General features: G+C 43.0%; 19 protein-coding genes. 6 read left to right on the plus strand and 13 right to left on the minus strand.

Going from position 1 to position 20,791, the window contains the following annotated elements:
* Positions 1-382: 382 nt before the first annotated feature.
* Both FU659_RS18395 and FU659_RS35610 read left to right on the plus strand, forming a co-directional pair.
* Complete coding sequence (locus FU659_RS18395; RefSeq protein WP_147948915.1) at positions 383-1,066, plus strand: stalk domain-containing protein; 684 nt, start codon at positions 383-385, stop codon at positions 1,064-1,066.
* A gap of 124 nt (positions 1,067-1,190) precedes the next feature.
* A complete protein-coding gene (locus FU659_RS35610) occupies positions 1,191-1,337 on the plus strand; it encodes a hypothetical protein (protein WP_187274233.1) in 147 nt (48 codons plus the stop codon).
* A gap of 84 nt (positions 1,338-1,421) precedes the next feature.
* Here the strand turns inward: FU659_RS35610 and FU659_RS18400 are convergent, their stop codons facing one another.
* The 6 genes from FU659_RS18400 to FU659_RS18425 all read right to left on the minus strand — a co-directional run bounded on the left by FU659_RS18400 (position 1,422) and on the right by FU659_RS18425 (position 8,420).
* A complete protein-coding gene (locus tag FU659_RS18400) occupies positions 1,422-1,772 on the minus strand; it encodes a hypothetical protein (protein ID WP_147948916.1) in 351 nt (116 codons plus the stop codon).
* 87 nt (positions 1,773-1,859) lie between these two features.
* Positions 1,860-3,188 (minus strand): HAMP domain-containing sensor histidine kinase, encoded by a 1,329-nt coding sequence (locus FU659_RS18405; protein ID WP_187274234.1) that lies wholly within the window; start codon positions 3,186-3,188, stop codon positions 1,860-1,862.
* The gene (locus FU659_RS18410; protein ID WP_147948918.1) at positions 3,185-3,898 is read right to left on the minus strand and encodes a response regulator transcription factor; all 714 of its coding nucleotides are present in this window, start codon (positions 3,896-3,898) and stop codon (positions 3,185-3,187) included. The genes FU659_RS18405 and FU659_RS18410 overlap by 4 nt, the downstream gene beginning before the upstream one ends.
* A 1-nt stretch (position 3,899) precedes the next feature.
* Positions 3,900-6,245 carry an MMPL family transporter gene (locus FU659_RS18415; RefSeq protein ID WP_187274235.1) on the minus strand — a complete coding sequence of 782 codons (2,346 nt, stop codon included), beginning with the start codon at positions 6,243-6,245 and terminating at the stop codon, positions 3,900-3,902.
* A gap of 188 nt (positions 6,246-6,433) precedes the next feature.
* The gene (locus FU659_RS18420; protein WP_222708573.1) at positions 6,434-6,898 is read right to left on the minus strand and encodes a hypothetical protein; all 465 of its coding nucleotides are present in this window, start codon (positions 6,896-6,898) and stop codon (positions 6,434-6,436) included.
* 1,000 nt (positions 6,899-7,898) lie between these two features.
* Complete coding sequence (locus tag FU659_RS18425) at positions 7,899-8,420, minus strand: hypothetical protein (RefSeq protein WP_261807900.1); 522 nt, start codon at positions 8,418-8,420, stop codon at positions 7,899-7,901.
* A 247-nt stretch (positions 8,421-8,667) separates the two neighbouring features.
* On the opposite strand from FU659_RS18425, the gene FU659_RS38355 reads away from it, so the two are divergent.
* Genes FU659_RS38355 through FU659_RS18435 form a run of 3 tightly spaced genes read left to right on the plus strand, consistent with a single transcriptional unit; the run spans position 8,668 to position 10,411 of the window.
* Positions 8,668-9,027, plus strand: a complete 360-nt coding sequence (locus FU659_RS38355) for a response regulator (protein ID WP_315971334.1) — start codon at positions 8,668-8,670, stop codon at positions 9,025-9,027.
* On the plus strand, positions 9,024-9,338 hold the full coding sequence (locus tag FU659_RS38360) for a winged helix-turn-helix domain-containing protein (protein WP_315971335.1): 315 nt from the start codon (positions 9,024-9,026) through the stop codon (positions 9,336-9,338). Before FU659_RS38355 ends, FU659_RS38360 begins: the two co-directional genes overlap by 4 nt.
* A gap of 26 nt (positions 9,339-9,364) precedes the next feature.
* Positions 9,365-10,411 (plus strand): sensor histidine kinase, encoded by a 1,047-nt coding sequence (locus FU659_RS18435; RefSeq protein WP_222708574.1) that lies wholly within the window; start codon positions 9,365-9,367, stop codon positions 10,409-10,411.
* A 197-nt stretch (positions 10,412-10,608) separates the two neighbouring features.
* On the opposite strand, the gene FU659_RS18440 is transcribed toward FU659_RS18435, so the two are convergent.
* From FU659_RS18440 to FU659_RS18460, 5 genes are all read right to left on the minus strand, one after another.
* Entirely contained in the window at positions 10,609-10,983 is a 375-nt protein-coding gene (locus tag FU659_RS18440) for a DUF1761 domain-containing protein (protein WP_147948923.1), read from the minus strand.
* Positions 10,984-10,999: 16 nt separating this feature from the next.
* Positions 11,000-11,944 carry an AraC family transcriptional regulator gene (locus FU659_RS18445; RefSeq protein WP_147948924.1) on the minus strand — a complete coding sequence of 315 codons (945 nt, stop codon included), beginning with the start codon at positions 11,942-11,944 and terminating at the stop codon, positions 11,000-11,002.
* Between the two features lie 625 nt (positions 11,945-12,569).
* Positions 12,570-13,031: a phage tail protein gene (locus FU659_RS18450; RefSeq protein WP_147948925.1), complete on the minus strand. Its 462-nt coding sequence runs from the start codon at positions 13,029-13,031 to the stop codon at positions 12,570-12,572.
* Positions 13,032-13,302: 271 nt separating this feature from the next.
* Positions 13,303-13,950 carry a beta/alpha barrel domain-containing protein gene (locus FU659_RS18455; RefSeq protein WP_187274238.1) on the minus strand — a complete coding sequence of 216 codons (648 nt, stop codon included), beginning with the start codon at positions 13,948-13,950 and terminating at the stop codon, positions 13,303-13,305.
* A gap of 271 nt (positions 13,951-14,221) precedes the next feature.
* A complete protein-coding gene (locus tag FU659_RS18460) occupies positions 14,222-14,566 on the minus strand; it encodes a winged helix-turn-helix transcriptional regulator (protein WP_147948926.1) in 345 nt (114 codons plus the stop codon).
* Between the two features lie 141 nt (positions 14,567-14,707).
* Between FU659_RS18460 and FU659_RS18465 the strand changes: the two genes are divergently transcribed.
* Positions 14,708-15,061 carry a DoxX family protein gene (locus tag FU659_RS18465; protein WP_147948927.1) on the plus strand — a complete coding sequence of 118 codons (354 nt, stop codon included), beginning with the start codon at positions 14,708-14,710 and terminating at the stop codon, positions 15,059-15,061.
* A 385-nt stretch (positions 15,062-15,446) separates the two neighbouring features.
* Here the strand turns inward: FU659_RS18465 and FU659_RS35620 are convergent, their stop codons facing one another.
* Together FU659_RS35620 and FU659_RS37330 are read right to left on the minus strand one after the other, a co-directional pair.
* Complete coding sequence (locus FU659_RS35620; protein ID WP_261807903.1) at positions 15,447-16,067, minus strand: S-layer homology domain-containing protein; 621 nt, start codon at positions 16,065-16,067, stop codon at positions 15,447-15,449.
* Positions 15,958-20,718 carry a fibronectin type III domain-containing protein gene (locus FU659_RS37330; RefSeq protein WP_261807901.1) on the minus strand — a complete coding sequence of 1,587 codons (4,761 nt, stop codon included), beginning with the start codon at positions 20,716-20,718 and terminating at the stop codon, positions 15,958-15,960. The genes FU659_RS35620 and FU659_RS37330 overlap by 110 nt, the downstream gene beginning before the upstream one ends.
* Positions 20,719-20,791 lie beyond the last annotated feature (73 nt).

A 20,791-nucleotide genomic window follows, 5' to 3' on the forward strand; every position in this document is an offset into this window, starting at 1 on the left:
ATAATTATTCTCAACATAAAGAATTATTGTATACCTGGACCTCATTTGAAACAAAGATATACGTGTGCCCCAAAGACTTAAGACGTGGTGGCAGCAGGTTGCCGCTTGCCCCTACCCAGCTTTCAATCATCAAGACATGCGCCATAGAAACCTCCAATAAACCATGATTTATCGGTAAATTTCACTAGTAAAAAATAAAAAAATTCACTGTATCAGAAAAACCACGTTTAATAAATTCCTATTTTTTACAACTGTTTGTAATCTTTAACGTCTATACTTATAACAATGAAAAGAGGTGATATGTTGCAAACATTTATTATAGAATTATGTTTTGGATATTAGTTTTAAGCTTAAACCTAATTTGAACGGAGGAGATGTAAAGATGAATAAAATGGTTCTACTCTCTGGATGGATGGTTGCACTAGTAGTTGGAATAGGAACAATAGTGCATGCCGACCCAAGGCTGGAAGAAGTCAAAGCTTATATCAATCATGACTTAAAGCTGAAGCTTAACGGGGTACAGACATCGATAGAGACGATTACCTACAACGATACAACCTATGTACCTATTCGCAGTTTAAGTGAGCAATTAAATGTGCAAGTAGGTTGGGATGGTTCAACCACCACCGTAGATCTGACGCCGAATAAGTGGATAGCTTTTGATAACGAACAATCGCAGTCTATGATTTCCAATGGCTATACGATACAAGCCCCTCTTTGGATCGATTCCATTCGATACGATGTCCTAACCAAACAAGATGTCGAGCGCGCCATCCAGCAAGGAAATCTGGATCAGGGTACTATGTCCGCCGTCATTATTCAATATATGATTCAAGATGAGAATTTGCATAAGCTTCATGAAGAAATAGCCCGGATCGAGGTCATGAAGAAAGAAAATGTACATCCCCTGGATAGGGCAAAAGTTCTAGCTGAACAGGATGGACTTGTTTATCTTGTAAAAACGATATCAACCAACCCGTTTATTCCTACTAATGTTGACTATGAAAGCTATGAAGCATTGGCTCTTCATCTAAGCCATCAAGGGTACTATTTTAAGCTCTTATAGAATGAACAGAGGGGCTTCAGTTTCAATAAAATCTAGGGGAAGTGAAATTCGGAATTATCAATCCGCTTACAAAGGGGGTACAACATAATGAAATTCATGTTTAGGAAATAAGAGAGAGATAATCGTGGAACTTGGGAAAGAAAAATTAAATATCAGTACGAGAGATTTAACTGATAAAAACAATATTTTCAAATTTGCATTTGAAAATAATGCACCAGAGGCAGCATACATCAACATGAATCAGAAAGTTGCTTTGAACTCCCTTTATTAATTTGAGTTACCGAAACCGGGAACCTTACGTGATCGTGGCTGCAAAAGCTTCTATAGTTCTCTTCTTCTCTACTTAGTAGAGATATTAGAGCCCCTTGTCTTGATCGTTATTCTTGTCTAGATATTGCTCCAGCTCTTTCTCTATCTCTTCATTGATCTTAACTAATTCCTCCGATTCGTTCAGTTCCTCTTGTTCTTGTTCTTGTTCTAATTCTTTTTCAATTTCTTCTTCTGTCATATTAAAATCGTCTTTGTCTTCAATTCCTAAATGCTCTTTTATTCGTTGTAAATCCTCGTGTATTTTCTTGTTTCTCTGATGTGTACTTAAAATAAGGCCAAATATCATTGCAAGTACTAAGATACCTCCATAGGGACCTAAAAATATGGAAGCTAATATTGCTAGTATTATGGCTACAAATGTCCCGAAAATATTCATATGATTGTTCCTCTCTGTCAAATTTATTACGTTCCTATTTTAAGTAGTGCCAACATTCTCCCCTTCTTAAGAGTTAGCTGGGCCCCATTATTCTTTATCTACTGGCAGTTCAATGACAATACCTAATCCTCCAGAGTTAGCTCGATAGCCTTCTATACTTCCGCCATGGCGTTCAATAATAGATTTGCATGACGCAAGTCCAAGTCCGGTTCCACCCTTTTCGCTTTGCCGAGCATGATCAACCGTGTAGAACAGATCGAATATTCTAGGTAAATCCGCTTCCGGTACACCTACTCCATCGTCTTCGATCGCGATGATGATTTTCTTGCTTGTCATGTGCCCGTTCATTCGAATGGTCAGCTCTTCTTTGTTGCCATATCGCACGCAATTGCTGAACAAGTTGGCGAACACTCTGCGCAAAGCAGTTTCATTCCCTACAATGAAATCCCCTGCCTTGAACGAATGTGACCATATCAATTCATGATCATAACCGGATAATTCTGCGTCATACTCCGATGCTAGACTCACATAGAGGGATTCCATTGGAATTGGGAACATAGAAAGATGTTGCAGCTGCATTTCACTCTTGGCATAATGGGAGAACTGCTGCAGGATGTCAGTCATTTGCCCAGCTTTCTTCTCGATGAGGTGAATATATTCTTCTTTTTGCTCTTCTTGAAGCTGCCGGTGAGTTCGCATCAGCTCCAAAAATCCATTAATAGACGTTAACGGCGTCTTCAAATCATGTGCGATCACACCGATTAGGTCTGTTTGCTCTCGCCGCGCCGTTTGGATTCGCGCTTCCATCTGCGCTACATGTCCATATAGCATGCCAATTTCATCATTTCGTCGCACGGCAAGCAGGGGAAGACTGCTCGACAACGCCACTATGGATAGCCTTCGATTTAACAAATGAATCGGATTGGTGATCAACTTGTGGAAATATAGCGTCAGCAGCACAAACAAAATCGCCAGAGAAATCAGGAGGATGGTGATCGTTTTGATCACGAAGGTGGGCATTGTGAAATCCCGAATTTTCAAATTGCGTTCTACTTTGATGAAATATTGCAAGCGACCTGAATGATCTGATACCGGGTGCCAGCTTGTATGCAGCAGTGTTGAGTCCACATGCCCTCCTTGATGGATGAGATGAGTCATGTCTCTGTCATACAAGGAAATTGTTATGTTCTCATTACCCAATTCATCCATGGAGGCGAACACGGTTGAATCTCCAGAACCATTAGCCATGATCTTGGAGGCCAAAAGCTGATTCTCCTTATCAAACGAATTTTTGACTTCTTCTGCATGATAAATAATCGCCTCGAACGCATAGCTTCGTAAATATAGAAAAAAACTGACGGAAAGGATTACAAAAATCAAAGAAAAGAGAAGGGGAAGCTTGATTTTCAGCTTCATTTCACCAAGCCCCTTAAGATAAATTTGTAGCCGTATCCCCATATGGTTTTAATGACATCACAAGATTTGCCGAGTTTTTTCCGTATATTCTTGATATGCACAGTTACCGTATTATAATCTCCGTGCTCATCGCCCCATACATGCTCATAAATTTGCTCTCTGCTTAAGACCTGATTAGGATGACTGGCCAGATAATATAAAATTTGGAACTCTTTCGCTGAAAAGTCTAATCGTTCTCCAAACTGAAACACTTCAAAAGAAGATGGATTCAGCATTAGCGGTTCATCAGCCGTTTGGACTGGATTCAGTAGATCTGGAGTATCACTCTTCCAGTTCCGTTCAAGCCGGTCCATCTTGCGGAAATGCGCCCTAACCTTGGACACCAGCTCTTCCACGCTAAAAGGCTTCGTCATGTAATCGTCTGCACCGATTTCGAAGCCGGTGACTTTATCGATATCTCGATCCATAGCGCTGAGCAACAGGATATGGACTGGGTTATTCTCTCTAATTCGACGGAGTACCTCCAGTCCTCCAAAGCCAGGCATCATAATATCCAGAATAAGAAAGTCAACAGGCTCTGTTTCCAATATTTCCAACGCTTCCTTGCCCGAATAGGCCATAAGCAAATGAAACGGTTCAAATGACAAACTGTCGGCTATTAGCCTTACGATATCCCGCTCGTCATCGGCAATCAAAATTGTTTTATTCATATCAATCTTCCTGTCTGTTTGAATTCTCTTCTTGGAACCTTCTTTCCAACATCTGCAAAGCGGGGATCATGATCGGCAATAGGATGACAGCCAATAAGAACAAGGCCAATATGAGAACGGTGGCGATCTCGATTAAGGAAGAGACGCCCGAAGGAATCATGGCCGCGAACGTGCCAGCCAAAATAACGGCAGCAGACAGAATGACACCGCCGACATGCTTTAACGTTTGAAGCACCGCTTCTTTCGAAGGCAGGTGCCGGTATTCTTTATATCTCATCATATAGAAGATACTGTAGTCAACACCAAGAGATACAACCATAATGAGCGAGAAGAACGGAACGTTCCAATTCAGCCCGCTTAGACCAAGTACGGAAGGAATCGTCATTTCCACAATGGTCATGGAGGCATAGTAAGCCAGCAGTAGTGCTCCCATCATAAAGACAGGCAACCAGAATGATCTCATCGTGAAGAATAGCATGAGCGTAATGCCCATAAGCATTAGCATAGCGGTTCTTGCAAAATCGTGGTCAGCTATTTGGCTAAGATCCCGGTTCACGGAAGAAACACCGGAGATTCCATATTCGGCATGTTCAAACCCAGCGGTTTTCAATTCATGTTGGACGGATTGATGAATATCATCGATGATATTCATCGCTTCCCCTGAATAAGGATCAACGGACAACACAACACTCATCTTGAACTGGGTACGATCTTTAGACATATACGTGTTGAGAGCACGCAAAAAGCTTTCCTGGCTTAGAGCCGTCTCAGGAGCGTAGAACCAATCCGTGGATCCTTGCTGCCCAATCTGGTCAATCGCTGTTTGTGCAGACGTTAAGCCTTTGGTTATCTCTTCAAGTCCTTTTCCTTGCGGAATTTGGCCTATTCCTTGAATCGGCTTAGATAATCCTTGGCCAATTTGTAAAAGCTGTTCATTCACATACAATTCCTTGAGCTTCTTACCTTTGGGACGAGTGGGTCCAGATACGTTTTCTACCCCTGGCAGCGCAGCAACCGCTCTTGTTAATTCATCGATCCAGGCTAGTCTCGTGCTGGAATCCATCTTTTGATCCGTGGAAACCACAACGGTCGTTGGCAAAGCCTTACCCGGGGTAAAGCTTTCCGCCAAAATATGAAAACCTGTTACCGATTCAGCCGATGCATCTGCTTCCTCCATGCTGTTGAATGACAACTTGATTGGATTGAAAAACAGTAACGGGAGAGTCAGCATGGCGATCAGAATAAGAGCCCTCCAAGGCTTTGCCACCGATATACGTCCAAGGAATGTCCAGAAATGAGTGCTTCCATGTTCACTCGCTTGACGGGAGAGCCAGAAAATTCGATTGCCCAACAGGTACATCACAATCGGCATAATCGTAAATAAGCTTGCTAGCAGAACTACTACACCGATTGCAATCGCAACCGCAGACTGATAAATGGAAAACTCAGCAAGCCCAAGAACTGCAAAACCGACCATAACGGCAAAGCCGCTGAACAATACAGTTCTACCCGCAGTCTGATAAGTTCGTTCAATCGCTTGGACTACTCCGCGTTCCCCAAGTTCTTCCTTAAACCGTGACAACAACAGGATTTGATAATCCGTACCTATCCCAAACAACACGAGTATGAGAAAGGTTTGCGTTGTAGCGGCAAAGGGAAAATCCATATGATCAACCAAAACCGCCACGATATTCAGCGAAACGATGTACGTAATCCCCACCATGAACAGTGACAGTACCGGAGCAACCGGCGAACGGAAAATCACAATCAGAATCATAATAATGAAGATGGCAGTGAAAGTTTCCGTTTTTTTTACACCTTTCTGAGAGGTCTGGATTTGATCCTCCGTCAATAACTCACTCCCAGTTAGATAGGAAGATACCCTTCCCTGCTTAAGCACGCTGTGAAGCTCATCCCTAATCTCTTGAACGGACCTGTTTTTCTTGTCCAAACTTGCCGCAAGCATGATCGTTTTTCCATCAGAGGATACCAACGTGTCCTTGAGCTCTGGTTTCTGGAACGGATCGTTCACCGTAAGCAAACCGAGGGTTCCAGCTTTTCCTTTTAGTTGTGCTACTACGGCCTCAATATCATTCTGTTCTTGATCTGTCAGTTGATGGTCCTCGTGAAAAACAATAGCTACATCCATTTTTTTGACATCACTTGGTGTCTCTTCCAATTGTTTGAGCAAAGCCTTTGCTCGAATCGAAGAGTACGAATCTGGAATTTTCGCTTGCCCCTTGTCTCTAATCAATGTATCCATGTCAGGTTTGACTACATTCATCACCAGTACAGCAATAACCCATAATACAAGGAACAACCACCGATACTTCAATACATATTTCATTCCTTCATCCTCCATTCTGCTCTTAACCCTATAGTAAATGGCAAGTCTGAAGGGTCCATAAAAGAATTATGAAAAATTATGAAGATGTTGATGGCTGTTTTTCTTAGCTATCAGAGACGCATTAGAGTACTTGAAAATAATGATGGCTAAAGGTTTCGCTTGATCCTCTAACCTTTTTCAAAAGATTATTAATTAAATAATCTATATTGGGTAGTTTCAATCAACTTAATTCTATGTACTTTATTAAGGTATCTACCAATTGTCTCTCCCTTGGAGTTCTTACAACCTGCAAATGAACTGACTTTGTGCTCCTTAAGAACAAAATAATATTCATTCTCATCCAGTCCCTTACCGATCTTAAAATAAACCTCTCCTAGTTTTCTTCTGGCAACTGCTTCGATTACCTTTATGTCTTTCACCATTATTACTTCACTTTGCAAAAAGAAGATATATTTAGTGAGAACCCCATCTTTTAATCTCCAATAGTAACCTGCTGTAAAAATTAGTAACCCAATAAAAAAAGCAATGAAAAATAAAGATTGCAGAAAATTTATCTTAAGTACAAAATAAATAAAACTCAAGAACAATAAATAAGCAATTACTTGAAATATCATTGTTCTTCTCATATGAAATAACATATTTAATCCCTTCATTATATGAACTAAGAGTGTATTTACGAACCCTCGCCACCTTAGTGATGTTGTCCAGGTTCAAATATGGCCTAAATCAAATAAGTTACAATAATATTTCCCACCAATTTTCTTCTTAATTGGGTGTGATAATCCTTATAGGGTTAGAATCTGTCAATATACTGTAAAGTTTATACGAATAATATATATGCACTATGAACATTGTCCAAAAAATATTTCTTTTCTTTCGATATAGCCAAACATTAAATGCACAATATAAAATAGTAAGTAATGTTCCGATTAGATAATAAGCGTATATATGATTAGTTGTTGGTTTTATTCCAATTAAATTTACTAATTTACCCAAATACAATGTTGTATTTGTTGTTAGAAAAATCCATGAGAGTAAAAACAAGAATAAATAAAAACAACAACACGCAACCCAGAATAACCCTTTTTGTATATGCTTCACTTCATCACCCTTAACTATTGAGGTAATCAAATAATGTTCTTATTGTTTTAAACTTTACTTCTATACGTTGTTGTACTCACGAAATCGAAGACTTAAATGAGCCTAGCGACTGGATCGAAGACGTAATTTCGCAGGGTTGTCTTCCTGTTACTGCTTCTCTGAAATGCCTCGGGCAGACCAAGTGCCTTAAGCCAGAAGAGTGAATAATGTGTTATCTGACTTTTGATAACGTCTTATTTGCAAACTTCGCAAATACCTGCGGTTTTATAGGATTCATGAATCCTAGCTATTTCTTACGAATAATTTGATAATACCACATTATGGTAACTGTTACTCATTGTACGGTTCTGCCACTGGCCTCCAGATTGTTTACTAAATAAGCTTATCGATTACCCTCATCGTCAACAAGGTCAGGGCTATTTATCTCTTACAACTCTACACAGTTTAACAAGATTTAACTTTATAACCGTACAAAAAGGCACATGAAGCTCCGCTACGCAGACTTCATGCACAATATGAGGATAACCCGCCAGATATGCGGCGCTCTGAAGATCATCCTTGATCAGGCTCCCACCGCCGGGTTATGATAGACGTTTTCCTTTTTCCCCAAGGTTTAAAAACCGATAAAATAAACATAGACACAACAGAAATAATCTGGAGTATGATTCCAACCCAGAGCTGCTGATCGTTAACCATATAGACAGAATTGTGAAGAGCGTTCAACCCCTCCGCCGAGGTTACCTCAAAGGCTTTCAGCGTCCAATTATACATGCCAATAATCCCCAGATAAATCGACAACAGCGTCAATAGTTGTTTGACTATAATCCAATAATATTTGAACATCCCCCAATGGGTCAGCAAAGAGAGTAGAACCCCGGACACCGTAGCGCCAATCGTGGAAACTCTTACGCTTGTCTTCGCCAATATGTGCATGGCGGCATAGCACATTTGCAACTGGTTCGCATCTTTGGCGACACCAGCGTTTATACTTAGGATTAAGAAGGTCAAAGCACCCCCAAGCATAATAGAGGAAAAAAATAAATGGATGAACAATAACCATTTTTTTTGTGTCATCGTTATTTTAACCATAGGAGCCTCTACCCTTTCCGCAGAAATATTGATTTTGCTTATGCATTTTTTCTTTATCTTATCTGCCAATGGTCACGAAATGATGCCTGAAACAATCACAAAACAGTCACAAACCGTTACAGTTCTCTCACAAGGGTCAAAAAGCGAGGAATAAAATGATATCCTTGAAAGGAAGAGAAGCTGGTTAGTTAATCGATGGAGGACAATTTCAATGAACAATCAGACAAGGGTATTGCTAGTAGACGACGATCAATCGATAGTCGAGTTAATAAATGATTTTCTCGAAGACGAGGGATTCCAAGTGGAGAAAGCCTACAACTCCGAAGAAGCTATCGAAATCCTGAATCGGTTGGCCGTCGACTGCATTCTTCTCGACATCATGATGCCAGGCCAAAGCGGCTTTGAGCTGTGTCGGCACATACGTCGAACGAGCGACATCCCGATCCTATTTCTCAGCGCCCGCGACTCAGATATAGACAAAATACGCGGATTCAGTCTGGGCGCCGACGATTATATCGTCAAATCCGCGACACCGGAAGAAGTGATTGCCCGGATCAAAGCGTCCTTCGTCGATATGGCAAAAAAGAGATGATTGAAGAACATACGCTCAATTTCGGCTCTCTGGTGCTGGACCTGAAAGCGCATGAAGCCCGAGTGGACGACAAACCTATAGCCTTGACGCCGAAAGAGTTCGATATTTTATCGATGTTCGCCGAGTATCCGCGGCAAGTATTTACCTATGAGCAGCTGCTTGAACGCTTCTGGGATGGAATCGGAGACAAGCATACAGTAACGGTTCACGTTGGACGAATCCGCGATAAATTAGAACCAGACCCTTCTTCCCCCCGTTATATGGTCAACGTTTGGGGAGTCGGATACCGATTCGAGGGGGTGAGGAAATGAATGTCCCGAAATTTGTCAGAGGAGTGTTGCACATTCGATTTTTTATGCTGATTGGAATGCTGCTCCTCCTTTTTCTGCCACGCATGCTGGAGCCAATCCCCAAATTATTGAATAGCGGCCCACTTCTATCCTCGATTTTCTCCATTCTCCTCCCCGTTGGGGTTGTCTTGTTTATATGGCGACAGATGGGCCGATACGTGGTCAAGCCTTTGGAAGCGATGAGCGCGGCGGCTCGCAAAATGGCGGGGGGCGATCTGGATTTTGAGTTGCCGAGGACATCCGTACGGGAAGTCGCCGAAGTCCGAGAAGCACTGCAGGCGCTTGGGGACGAGCTAAAGGAATTGGTGATCCGCCAGTCCGAGCTGGAGCAAGAACGCCAGTTCTATATCGGCGCGATCGCTCACGATCTGCGTACGCCTTTATTTGCGCTGCGCGGGTACTTAATGAGGCTGGAGCGAGGACTTGCGAGCAGTCCAGAGAAAGCTGCCAGGTACTTGTCTATATGCAGCCAGAAAGCCGAGCATCTAGAACGGCTTGTCTCCGATTTGTTCTCCTATGTGAAAAGTGATCTTCTGAGGCAATCGACTCATAAAGAACCCTTTGAATTCGGCCCATTCATCCACAGAATAGCGGACAGCTACCGAACCCTCGCCCTTTCAAGAGAGATCTCTATTGAGGAAAATAGCCCCGAAGCCACTTGCTCTCTCGAAGCCGACAGACATTTGCTGGAGCGCGCGATTGGCAATCTGATTGACAATGCGCTTAGACACACCACTTTGGGAGGCACAATCGAGATCAAGTGGCATCGTGAGCCAGATCGAATCGTATTCAGCATTGCCGATACAGGGACGGGCATTCCCGAGAAAGATCTTCCCCACATTTTCGAGCCTTTTTACAGAGCGGACGCTTCCCGAAATTCCGAGACAGGAGGAACCGGCCTTGGCCTGACGATAGCCAAACGTATCGCGCAAGCTCACGGAGGCGATCTGACCGCCCGCAATCGGTCTACCGGGGGCGCTGAATTTACGGGGTGGATCTCGACCTGGGCGGCCTCGGATGGAGTGAATTGCTGAACGATCGTATTTGGCTTCACTCTATAGGAATCCGGTGCCGAACCAGTGTGACGATGGAAAGCACCTGCAAATTACTGCTATACCGTCATTTGTGGTACGGTTCAGCATAACGTATAAAAATGAGTAATAAAAAATGGATCCCCCTACTTATGGGAGATCCTTGTTTCAACTCGATTCAATCAATAAAAGCGATACGATTAGATCAAAAGACCGTGAAGTGCTCCTAGTAAGATAAAAATGATCAAATGGTCACCGACCGCAATCAAAAAATTCCTCTTATTTACGAGTCCAAATAATGTGTTTTTCAAATAAACAATTGAAATAAGAATGCCGATGATGCCGCCAACAGCAGCACCTTCTAACAAACCATTAGCGTTAGTCGCTTGCACGAGTATAGCAATAAAAATGGAACTAATAAATGCAACGATCACTGAGATCACATATTTTAATGCACCTTTGCTTTGATTTTCCTTTCCTACTAATATCGAATAATAGATCGCTCCATAAATCATATACAAGATTCCACCAGCAAGAATAGCAAGATAATTTAGTGCACTTAAATCAATTGACATACATTACCCTCCCGTTTTATTTAGGTTCAATGGCTAAAGCTATGGCACTGATTCTGCAAGTAAGATTGAGTGTCCCACTCACTTGTTCAATGTTTACAAGTTCTATCGGATTCCCCAAATATTTGTACCCACTAATCGGTAACCAATAGCTGTACAACTCTGAGTAACATTCAATCAACCTATTTCTTTCACTATACGCTACAGGCTCATCAAAAGCATATAACACATATTTCCCACCACTAAATGAATAGGTCACTTCGTCGTCAAGTCTTATCTCCCCACGATTCGGAACGGCGATGCGACAATCATAACGACTTTTTTCTGGTAGTGTGATGTACGGATTGCTCCTCGGAACACCGAACATCAATGTATCCTGTTCAACTAGCCCTCTCGCATTTGACCATCGATAGAGTTCTTCCCACACATCTGGAACTCCATTCATGTAAGAACCAATATTATACCTGTTTACTGTTGTGCACTTTGGAAACTGAACAACTTGTACTTTTGATAAGTCTAGCCATTTGAATTCATTATAAGTGCTATGTTCATTTTCTACTTTCTTATTTGTGCTTACTATTTTAGAATTCTTGCGATTATGATATTCTCGAGGAAATTGTTGTAAATAAGCTCCTTCTCTCCAGCTTGTTGGACTCGTTTTAAAATAGGCATGAAACGAATAAGTAAAGGAGGACAATGATGAATAACCACTTATTAATGCAATTTGAGTGATCGGTAACCGTGGTTCATAAATTAATAAATGTGCCGCATTCTCCATACGAAGTCGTTTCACATAGCCAGCTGGCGTTTCACCAATAATCCATTTAAACAATCGTTGAAAATGAAAAGGAGAATACGTAGACACTTTTGCTAACTGTTCAAGTGGAAGAGGATCATGTATATGTTCTTCAATATAATCCACTACTTTATTGATTTGCATGAGCTGAACTTTATCGTAATTCATTGATTCGCCTTTACCCCTATCAATCTACAATATTCTTAAGTAATTTCAATTTTATCAGATTCTCCTAATTTTCACATCAACTGCCAATGCTAAAAAGATCAAATTGTTCATTCATAAAAAGAAATAAAAACAGAAGCAATAAGCGTATTGCAGCTGTTTTTAATCAATTGCACCATTAAATACAGCGCGGTTTTATGATCCAAGCGTAGAGTGGGTTTATTAACGAGGACTGACATCGTCACAGCCTCAGCTCGTGTTGCTGTTTCGTTCGGTGTGAACTTATTTTAAGAACTGCATGAAGAACTGAAAACGAATTCGAAGCTTAGCTTGCGGATCAAGCAAACAAATAAAGCCTCTATTCCGCCAAACGGAATAGAGGCTTATATCTTTCACACTCAAGAGGAGCCAGTAACATATGACTCAAGGAGCCCTGCTATTTTGAACTATTGCCAAATAGCTCTCCAGTCAAGAATGCACCAGCGAAACGCGTTAACATTGTCAGCCTAAAGATGGTCCGAGTCCACCATCCTGTACCCGAATAGCCTCGCATCCATTTAGGCCTGATCCCAGCGTAGATGACTCAGACCGCAATGGCTAGATTCCTCCACTTGCGCTTTTGCTTACTTTAATATTGTCCTTTAATTACAAAGAACGAGCCCCGAATTGTTCCGGCTAGTTTAGACTTCTGCCTAGCAAATTTAAACTTTCCTTCTAACTCCTTTGGTACCTCCATCCCCTCAGAAAGCTTAAAACCAACGGCCCGCTTCTTAGGGTCATCAACCGTATACATGACATTGAGCGCAAGCCCGTCCTCATAAAAGACATAGGTAAATTGGATATTTTCCACTTGAAAACGCGACGTTTCTAAAGGTTTGGCCGCAAACGCAATATCACGTTCTTTCAAAATGCGGTTCACATACTCCAGGTTCTCCTGACTTTCGCTAGCTGATACAACCGTAAATTCATGCTCGTATTTGTTCATAAAGTAACGGGCTTCATTAGCACGCAAACCAGCAAGCGCTTCTACTACAGGTGAAGACTCTAAACCAACCGTAGATACATTTTTAAAATCAACGATATACGACATTTTCCATCTCTCCTTTTATCTAGCTATTTTCTAAAAACAGAAATTTAATCTTCTTTATCTACCAAATATTATACCAAAAATGATTCAATATAAACGTTCATGTTTCGAATAAGATAAACCCCATTGTTTCCCCTCAATAAAATTCGCTTCATTATAGGATACCGTTCAGCGTAACACTTATAAGGCGAATTTTTAGACACAAGAAAAGACAACCAGGTTTGATGGTTGTCCTTCTTTTTAGTAATAATGTTACGAGCTAAAAATCGGGTGGCTAACCCAGCGGTCGTGGAATAAATGCAAATGCTTCCTGTGGGACATTGAGTCCGTGACTTCTTACTTGCTGCGCTCTTGTAATAACGGCCGCACCTTCAAGTAAATTGAGTGCAATTTGCACGACCGTTCGCCTGTCGGGCAGCTCCAAGAAGGTCCCTTTGACCCAGGCGTTGAATGCACCCATAGTTGGACCGCACCAAATCTGATAATCGAGTCTGCGATGCTCTGTTCCCTCGATCGCCCAACGACTGGCCTTACCAAGATACCAGCGAAAAATAAGTGCCATCTTATGCTTGGGATCCTCCAAGGCCTTGGCAATTTGTCCAGGGTCACGATTTTGGAAAAACTGCTGTGTATCCTGCCAAATATCCTCCAACTTCTCTTGGAATACTTCCTTTTCCAACTTCAGGATTTCTTCACGCGGTATGTCTTCAAGCGAGCGGTAAGCTCGGTACAATTCCTGCAATTTGAAGCCTCTGGAACTAAATAACGTTCCCCGCTTAAGAACCTGTACCTTTACTCCTTGCTCGAACATATCTCCTGCGGGAGCCATGATGACATCGGCCAAATCCGCTGCCGCCAGCATCTTCTTTCCTTCCGTTGACAATCCGGACTCGATCGCCGATTGATTGACAGAACCCGTCATAATGTACGCAGCTCCAAATGGAAAGCCGACTCTTAATACAAAGTTTAAAAAACATGGAATTGGTGGGCTGCTCTATTCGGCGTTTATCGGCTAGCTTATTGAAAAATGTATGGGTCTGCCCTTGCTCTCTCCTTTCCCAGTCTCTGCTGTTAGGTTGTGATAAGGTTTCCCGAGCTGTCCATAACGGCAAGTTTTTCGGCACCTTAACAGATGCCCTCTTCGTTCATTATCCTCAAGTAGACAGCCTCGCTTGCTATAGTTTTCGTCCAGATTAATTCCCTGAATGATCAACTCCGTACAGCTCATTCATATGCTCAATATGAGAAACTCCCCAATCGTTTAATACCTGTAGCACAGTGCTTAAACCTTTACCGTATTCCGAAATCGAATATTCTACTTTCGGAGGGATTTGGTTGTACACCTCGCGATGAACGATATCGTTATACTCAAGTTCTCTTAATTGTTGGGTAAGCATCCTTTTGTTTATATCCGGTATTGATTTTTGAAGCTCGCTGAATCTCATTGTGCCGTTTGAAATAAGTTGAAGCAGAATGATAGCTTTCCATTTCCCAACTAGAATATCCAGCGCCGATTCAAACTTACAATACGATTTCATTGCCCCACTCCCCTTTGCTTTGTTAAGGTAACTTTTTATTTACTATGTTTAGTTAAAGTGCCTACTTCCTTGAGTTGACTCATAGGGTCTATTATACCTTTAACGGGTAACGAATAAGTAATCAGGAGGATGGCATAATTAATGAATATCGCATTATGGATCGTTCAAGGTGTTGTAGCACTAGGTTTTGTTTACTCTGGCTGGTTGAAGGCGTTTCGGTATGAAAAAGCCAAGGAGTCTTGGGGGTGGGTAAAAGACGTTCCTAAAGCGTTTGTGGTCTTTATCGGGTTAGTTGAATTATTAGGTGCACTTGGAATCATACTGCCTCACGCGACGAATATTGCACCTGTGTTAACGCCAATTGCCGCAACTGGACTTGCCATAATCGTCCTTTGTGGTGCCATTTTCCATGTTAAACGTAAGGAATATCGAGAAATCGGCGTGAACATTGTCTTCATCGCGTTAGCTGTAATTGTTGCGAGCAGTCGTTTTTGAAGCCGACGTAATCAAGCCTGTGATTAAAGTAGCGATTCTCACTTATGATCCCTCCAAGGAAAACTACTCCTACTTCACAACCGTCACAGTAAATGTTGGTACAATCTCCTCTCTTATATACCCTCTGGTGAGAAGAAAGTAAAATACACCCGTTTTGTCAAATGTATAGGAATTGCCCGACTTAATTCTATTCGCTTCAGCTTGGTTTAACTGACCATTCCAAGCATCTGAATAAATAGCGATCTTCTGATTATCAAACAGCCTTTTGGTGTCATGTTGGAGAGCAATATTTTTTCCTCAAGATACTCACCTCGCTGGACCGAAATGAAATAGCGCCGGACTGTATTTTACAGACCGGCGCGAATCGCTTACTTGGATTCAGATTTTACTGCAGCAAGTTGAAGATTCTGAAAATGATGACGGCTGCTTCGGCTCTAGTTGTTTTGCCGAGAGGGTCGATGCCGTTGCCGTTGCCCGTAATGATGCCTGCGTTTCCTAATGCTGCTACACTTACTGTTGCATAGTCGGCGACTTTGGCGTGGTCGCTGAACTTCGCCAAATCTTCTGTGCTTCCCGTCGCGTTCAGCTTGTCAACCAGCTCTAGCGCTCTGGCGCACAACACCATCATATCTTGCCGCGAAATTGTTCCTTTCGGATCGAAGTTATTTCCGCCTACGCCCGTTGTGATGCCAAGTTGCTTAGCGATGCCGACTGCTTCGTAGTAATAGTCTTTGTTGCTCACATCGCTAAAGTTGGAAGTGACATCAGCTTTCAGTCCAAGCACTTTGACGATAAGGATGATGAAGTCCACTCTTGTGATGTTTTTGCCTGGCTCGAACGTCGTGTTGGAAGTTCCGCTGATGATGCCGTTTGCGGCCAGTACCGATATCGCTTCTTCAGCCCACGAGAAGGACTTTCGGAATATCGGTGAACTTTTTGCCGTTGCCGTAGTTACCGTTGTCTTTATTACCGTTACCGTTGTTACCGTTGTTGCCGTTGTTGTTATTGCCGTTGTTATTGCTACCGTTATTACCGTTGCCGTTGTTGCCGTTGTTATTGCTGTTGTTATCGCTACCGTTATTACCGTTGTCGTTGTTCCCATTGTCGTTGTCGTTACCGTTGCTGCCGCCCGTCGTCTTTACGCTCAAGGTCGGCCCGCTTGTAGCATTGCCTATCGCATCCAGCGCTTCTATCCGGAATGAGTGGCTCGATCCTGGAGCAAGACCCGTAACCGTAAAGGTCAGCATAGTCACTAGCGCTTTCGGATCGGAAATCAGTTTACTGCCATCATAGACCTTGTAGCCTACGACTCTTGTGTTGTCTCTTGCCGCTGACCAGCTCAGTTGCACGGACGTATCGCCGACATTTAACGCCGCAAGCGCACTGCCGCTTGGCCAGTATGGCGCCTGCGAAGCGTCCTCCGAAACCGCGTCCATTGTCGTCGCGTTGGTGAACGTCAGTCCTGACGAGTTCGCGATTTTCCACGGGGCGCTTAATCCGTTAAACGTCACATCGTTGATCGAGCTGTTTCGCATATAACTGATACTGGCGAAATTGCCCGCCACAAGACCCCACATACGCACGTTGTCGAAATGAAAATCCTCATGATGCGCCCCGTTGTCCGCCCCTGATACATAAATAGCTTCGTTTCCGGGGTTTTTGCCTGTGCCTATTCCTTGAACAGTGATGTTTTTGATACGGATGTCTTTGAATTGCGCTGGTGTCGCAGCAGGATTGAAGCCAAGGCCATTGACGTCGGAGTAATCCGATGTGAATACGAAGCCCTGTACGTTTACGCCTTTCATTGCATTATCTCTGAACAAAATGTCTCTCGCACCGCCGCCGGTTGGAGGGCTTGTTTTGGCGCGAAGGCCGATATCGGTGTTGTGCATCACATTATCTTCGGCGACGATATGCTGCAGCCATGCCGCAGTATGACTTCCAAGCACGATAGCTCCGTGGCCTTCTCTAAAATAATTGTTGAAAATCCATGCATTTTGAGCTGGAGCACCTTGTTGTCCTACTGAACCTTGTCCTGCCGAGAAGTTCATGCTGTCATCACCAGTATCGAATACGGTGTTGAATACCGTGAGCCCATCGCTGTTTACCCATTCGATACCGTCTGCGTTGTTGTCTTCAAAAGTCAGGATTTTTACGCCATCTACCGTTACGTTTTTCATATTACTGAACACAAGTGTGTGATCCGATGGATTCAACACGGTAATACCGCCGACATAAACGTTGTTACCACGCCTTAATGTTATGAGGTTAGATCTGGCACCGTATGCAGCCGACAGATCCACACCTTGACCTCTAAGCAGGTCAACTTGCGCTTTGGCCAAAATACCCATGCTGTAATTGGAATTGCTGCCTTTGACCTGAGAAGGGAATTCGTTAAAATAACCGTTCCATTGGAGTCCAGCCCAGCTCCAGCCGTTTCCGTCAATTTTACCTTTACCGACAATTCGGATGTTATTTGCACCATCTGAAGTAATGAGCGAGATGAATTTATAGTTGGATTCCAAGCGGTAATCATCTGGATTTTCCGAACCTAGCAATATCGAGTCTGCATTTGCCAGTTCGAGTGTCATATCGCTTTTCAGTTTGATTGGTCCGGTTTTGAACGTTCCGCTTGGAACAACAACTTTCCCGCCCGGAGTACAAGCGTCAATTGCCGCCTGTATGGCCGCTGTGTTGATGGTTGTGCCGTCGCCAACCGCTCCATACGCTGTTATATTGTATACTGTTTGAACTGGCGCAGTGGACTGTGTAACGGTATTGCTTACAGGCGATTCGTTTCCGGCTCCATCCACCGCAGTTACATAGAACGTGTGTGGCGAATTTGGCGTAAGGCCTTTCGCGACAAAATTATGCATCGTTATTTTCACATGTTTGTTTTGCGTATCTTCTTTGTAAAATTCGTTGATATATTTCTTGGCTGGTGAATTCGAGTCCGTGTTATTATTTGCCGAACCAATCAACATGCCATCCATGTACACATTGTAATCGAAGATGTTGCCATAATCATCGGGTTTTTCCCACACTAGCGTAATACTGTTTTCGTTGTACGCCATTAGCGGAATACGCAAGTTCTTCGGCGCTTGCAACGCACGATTCGGATCGAACGGGGTAGAAGATACTTCGTTTGATGCAGGACCTTCCAATCCGCTCACTGCACTAACTACGAAATAATATTTCGTACCGTTCGTTAGACCGCTAATCGTTATTTGTGTTGCAGAAATGTCATCAATTTTCGAATTTGGTCCGCCAGGAGTTGTACTCTTTTTAATGGTGTAGGTGACTGGGTTAGAACCGACCGCAGACACTGCCGACCACTTAATTGTAATCTCACCATTTCCAGGAACGACGGAAGTGATAACTGGTTTGCCAGGGGTTTCAGGTTCTGGCGTCGCATGCGCTTCTGTCGAATTAGTACTGTTGCCAAAGTTATTGACTGCGATAACAGTAAAGAAGTAATCCGTATCATTGGTTAGGCCGTTCCAAGTGTATGAATTATTGGCATTTCCATTAATTGGAACTGGAGTCAAGGTGTAATTGCCGGAAGCAGTTCCTGCTTTTACGATGTAACTGTCTACCCCAACTGTACGGTTCCATGTCAAAGTCACACTGCCGTTATGTGCATCGGCAATCAATCCTTTCGGAGCGGCAGGAGCTGTTGAGACCACACTTTGCGATATTTGGATATTATCCAAATAGTGGCCTTGCGCCGTGCTTCCCGGAGTAATGGAATCAAACGCGCTAATTCCGTTTGCTGGGAGTGTGAATGTCGTCAATCCGCGATATACGCCATCCAAGTATACTTCGGCGAATTGGTGATCCAGATCGGCGACAATTTTATAATGCTGCCATGTGCCAGCCGCGAATTTATCTGTCGATGGGAGTGAGGCAGCAGTTGCATTATCGGCTTTATAAGCTATCTGTTTACTGGATGAGGTTTCAATACCGAGCACATAAGTGCCTTCAGGCGACAGTAACCGGAGTATTTTAGCTGAACTAGCTTCTTTCTCGTATTGCATAAAGTCCGACTCAGCAGTTAAAATGCCGCTCTTTTGAGGTGTAAACTGTTTTTTAACGGATACAGCTTTGGTAGAATCACCGATGCCGTGATTGAGATATAAAGCTTTATTGCTTGCTTTTGTAGGATCAACTGCAACAGACACACCATTGTTAGCATAGTTGACCGATGTGATATAACCGCTTGGAATTGATCCAGTACCGACATTGTTAAAGTCTTCGTTGATCGGCAAGCTGGCAACAAAGGATGCGGAAACAGGCATTGCCGCAACTTCGTCCGCGTATGGACCGGAGCCTGCACTGTTGTTAGCTTTTACTTTAAAATAATAGGGTGTGTCGTTCATTAATCCTGCCCATGAATAGGATGTTACAGGTGCTGTAATGATAACTGGAGTTAAAGGACCAGATGCCGTGCGTGCCTCTACCGTATAATTCACAGCGCCGGTTACCGTAGACCATGATAGGGAGACACTAGCGTCTTTCTGTGTTGCGTTCAAATTGGCTGGAGCAGAAGTGATGGCTACTGCTGCTGGATCGGCGCCTGTTGTTGCAGAAACTTCTGTAGCATTAGGCCCTCCGCCAGCGGTATTTGCTGCGCTGACAGTGAAGAAATATGGTGTGCTGAAGTTTAAGCCGCTTACTGTATGTGTATTCGTAGCGCTAGCCGTCTTAAAGGAATCGGTATACACTCCCGACGTTGTTCCCCATTTGACGTTATAATAGGTCGCATCAGTCACGGTAGACCATGTTAACTTCATGCTATTATTGGTTACTTCAGGTGCGCCAATCACCGGCTTACCTGTAGGTGCAGTAACCGATGGACCTGAGATATTGTTCGAATCGAATACTTTATTGGCTCCCGTACCTGTTCCGCCTGTTCCGCCGATTTCAAACACCACATTATCAACGACGACTGATGCGGAAGATACAGCAAATCCAACGTTAACAGTTGATTTTGCTAAATTATAATGACTATTAGCATTGTTGCTGTAATTCGTACGTGACGTCCAAGTTGATCCGTCCAATGAATATTCAAATGCGAGTTTGGAACTGCCGTCTTTCCCGGTTCTTGTCATTCTTACATATACATAATTGCTATACTTTGAATCACCATCAAACGCACTTGTGTCCGAACCTCCAGTACCAGTAATCCTTCTATAATCACGAATTTTGTTTTTAACTGATTTATGTCCAATTGCTACAAAATCAGATGAATTATCTTGTCCATCCTTGAGCATCAATAAAGCCCAAGAGTTTGTTCCAGTTCCAAAAGGAGTAAAGTTGCTTAATCTTGCAGTTAATCTGAAGTCCTGGTTTCCTGGGACCGGCATAAATGTGTAGGCTATATTGTCACTTCCAGGATTAGTGGCATCAGTATAAGAATTAATACTTCCACCTGATGCCGAAAGCGTAAACGTGCCATTTGTAAAATCTGAGCTTACGCCCCCCACGTCGCTGCCGTCTGACATCTTAACCGTCTGCCAACCTGTAGGCAAACCAGTAGCAGCGACCGAACTATACTGCGCCACCGCCTTCGGCATACTAAACGGCAGCATTGTGAACGTTTGCAGAACTAAAAGCAATGCAATTGTCAAAAAGGCTGCCTTCTTCATTCCTCTCATAAGTGAACCCCCTATGTAGTCGTTACCAGACTTTTATAAGCCCGGTAACATATCAATAACATCTAATAGAGCG

Origin of the sequence: Paenibacillus sp. N3.4, assembly GCF_008017805.1 — a bacterium.
Taxonomy (GTDB): Bacteria; Bacillota; Bacilli; order Paenibacillales; family NBRC-103111; genus Paenibacillus_E.

What these genes read in the sequence shown, in the direction of transcription:
- FU659_RS18395 (WP_147948915.1), top strand. Translation starts at nt 383, where the DNA reads ATGAATAAAATGGTTCTACTCTCTGGATGGATGGTTGCACTAGTAGTT.
- FU659_RS18400 (WP_147948916.1), bottom strand. Translation starts at nt 1,772, where the DNA reads ATGAATATTTTCGGGACATTTGTAGCCATAATACTAGCAATATTAGCT.
- FU659_RS18405 (WP_187274234.1), bottom strand. Translation starts at nt 3,188, where the DNA reads ATGAAGCTGAAAATCAAGCTTCCCCTTCTCTTTTCTTTGATTTTTGTA.
- FU659_RS18410 (WP_147948918.1), bottom strand. Translation starts at nt 3,898, where the DNA reads ATGAATAAAACAATTTTGATTGCCGATGACGAGCGGGATATCGTAAGG.
- FU659_RS18415 (WP_187274235.1), bottom strand. Translation starts at nt 6,245, where the DNA reads ATGAAATATGTATTGAAGTATCGGTGGTTGTTCCTTGTATTATGGGTT.
- FU659_RS18420 (WP_222708573.1), bottom strand. Translation starts at nt 6,898, where the DNA reads ATGAAGGGATTAAATATGTTATTTCATATGAGAAGAACAATGATATTT.
- FU659_RS18425 (WP_261807900.1), bottom strand. Translation starts at nt 8,420, where the DNA reads ATGACACAAAAAAAATGGTTATTGTTCATCCATTTATTTTTTTCCTCT.
- FU659_RS38360 (WP_315971335.1), top strand. Translation starts at nt 9,024, where the DNA reads ATGATTGAAGAACATACGCTCAATTTCGGCTCTCTGGTGCTGGACCTG.
- FU659_RS18440 (WP_147948923.1), bottom strand. Translation starts at nt 10,983, where the DNA reads ATGTCAATTGATTTAAGTGCACTAAATTATCTTGCTATTCTTGCTGGT.
- FU659_RS18445 (WP_147948924.1), bottom strand. Translation starts at nt 11,944, where the DNA reads ATGAATTACGATAAAGTTCAGCTCATGCAAATCAATAAAGTAGTGGAT.
- FU659_RS18450 (WP_147948925.1), bottom strand. Translation starts at nt 13,031, where the DNA reads ATGTCGTATATCGTTGATTTTAAAAATGTATCTACGGTTGGTTTAGAG.
- FU659_RS18455 (WP_187274238.1), bottom strand. Translation starts at nt 13,950, where the DNA reads ATGACGGGTTCTGTCAATCAATCGGCGATCGAGTCCGGATTGTCAACG.
- FU659_RS18460 (WP_147948926.1), bottom strand. Translation starts at nt 14,566, where the DNA reads ATGAAATCGTATTGTAAGTTTGAATCGGCGCTGGATATTCTAGTTGGG.
- FU659_RS18465 (WP_147948927.1), top strand. Translation starts at nt 14,708, where the DNA reads ATGAATATCGCATTATGGATCGTTCAAGGTGTTGTAGCACTAGGTTTT.
- FU659_RS37330 (WP_261807901.1), bottom strand. Translation starts at nt 20,718, where the DNA reads ATGAGAGGAATGAAGAAGGCAGCCTTTTTGACAATTGCATTGCTTTTA.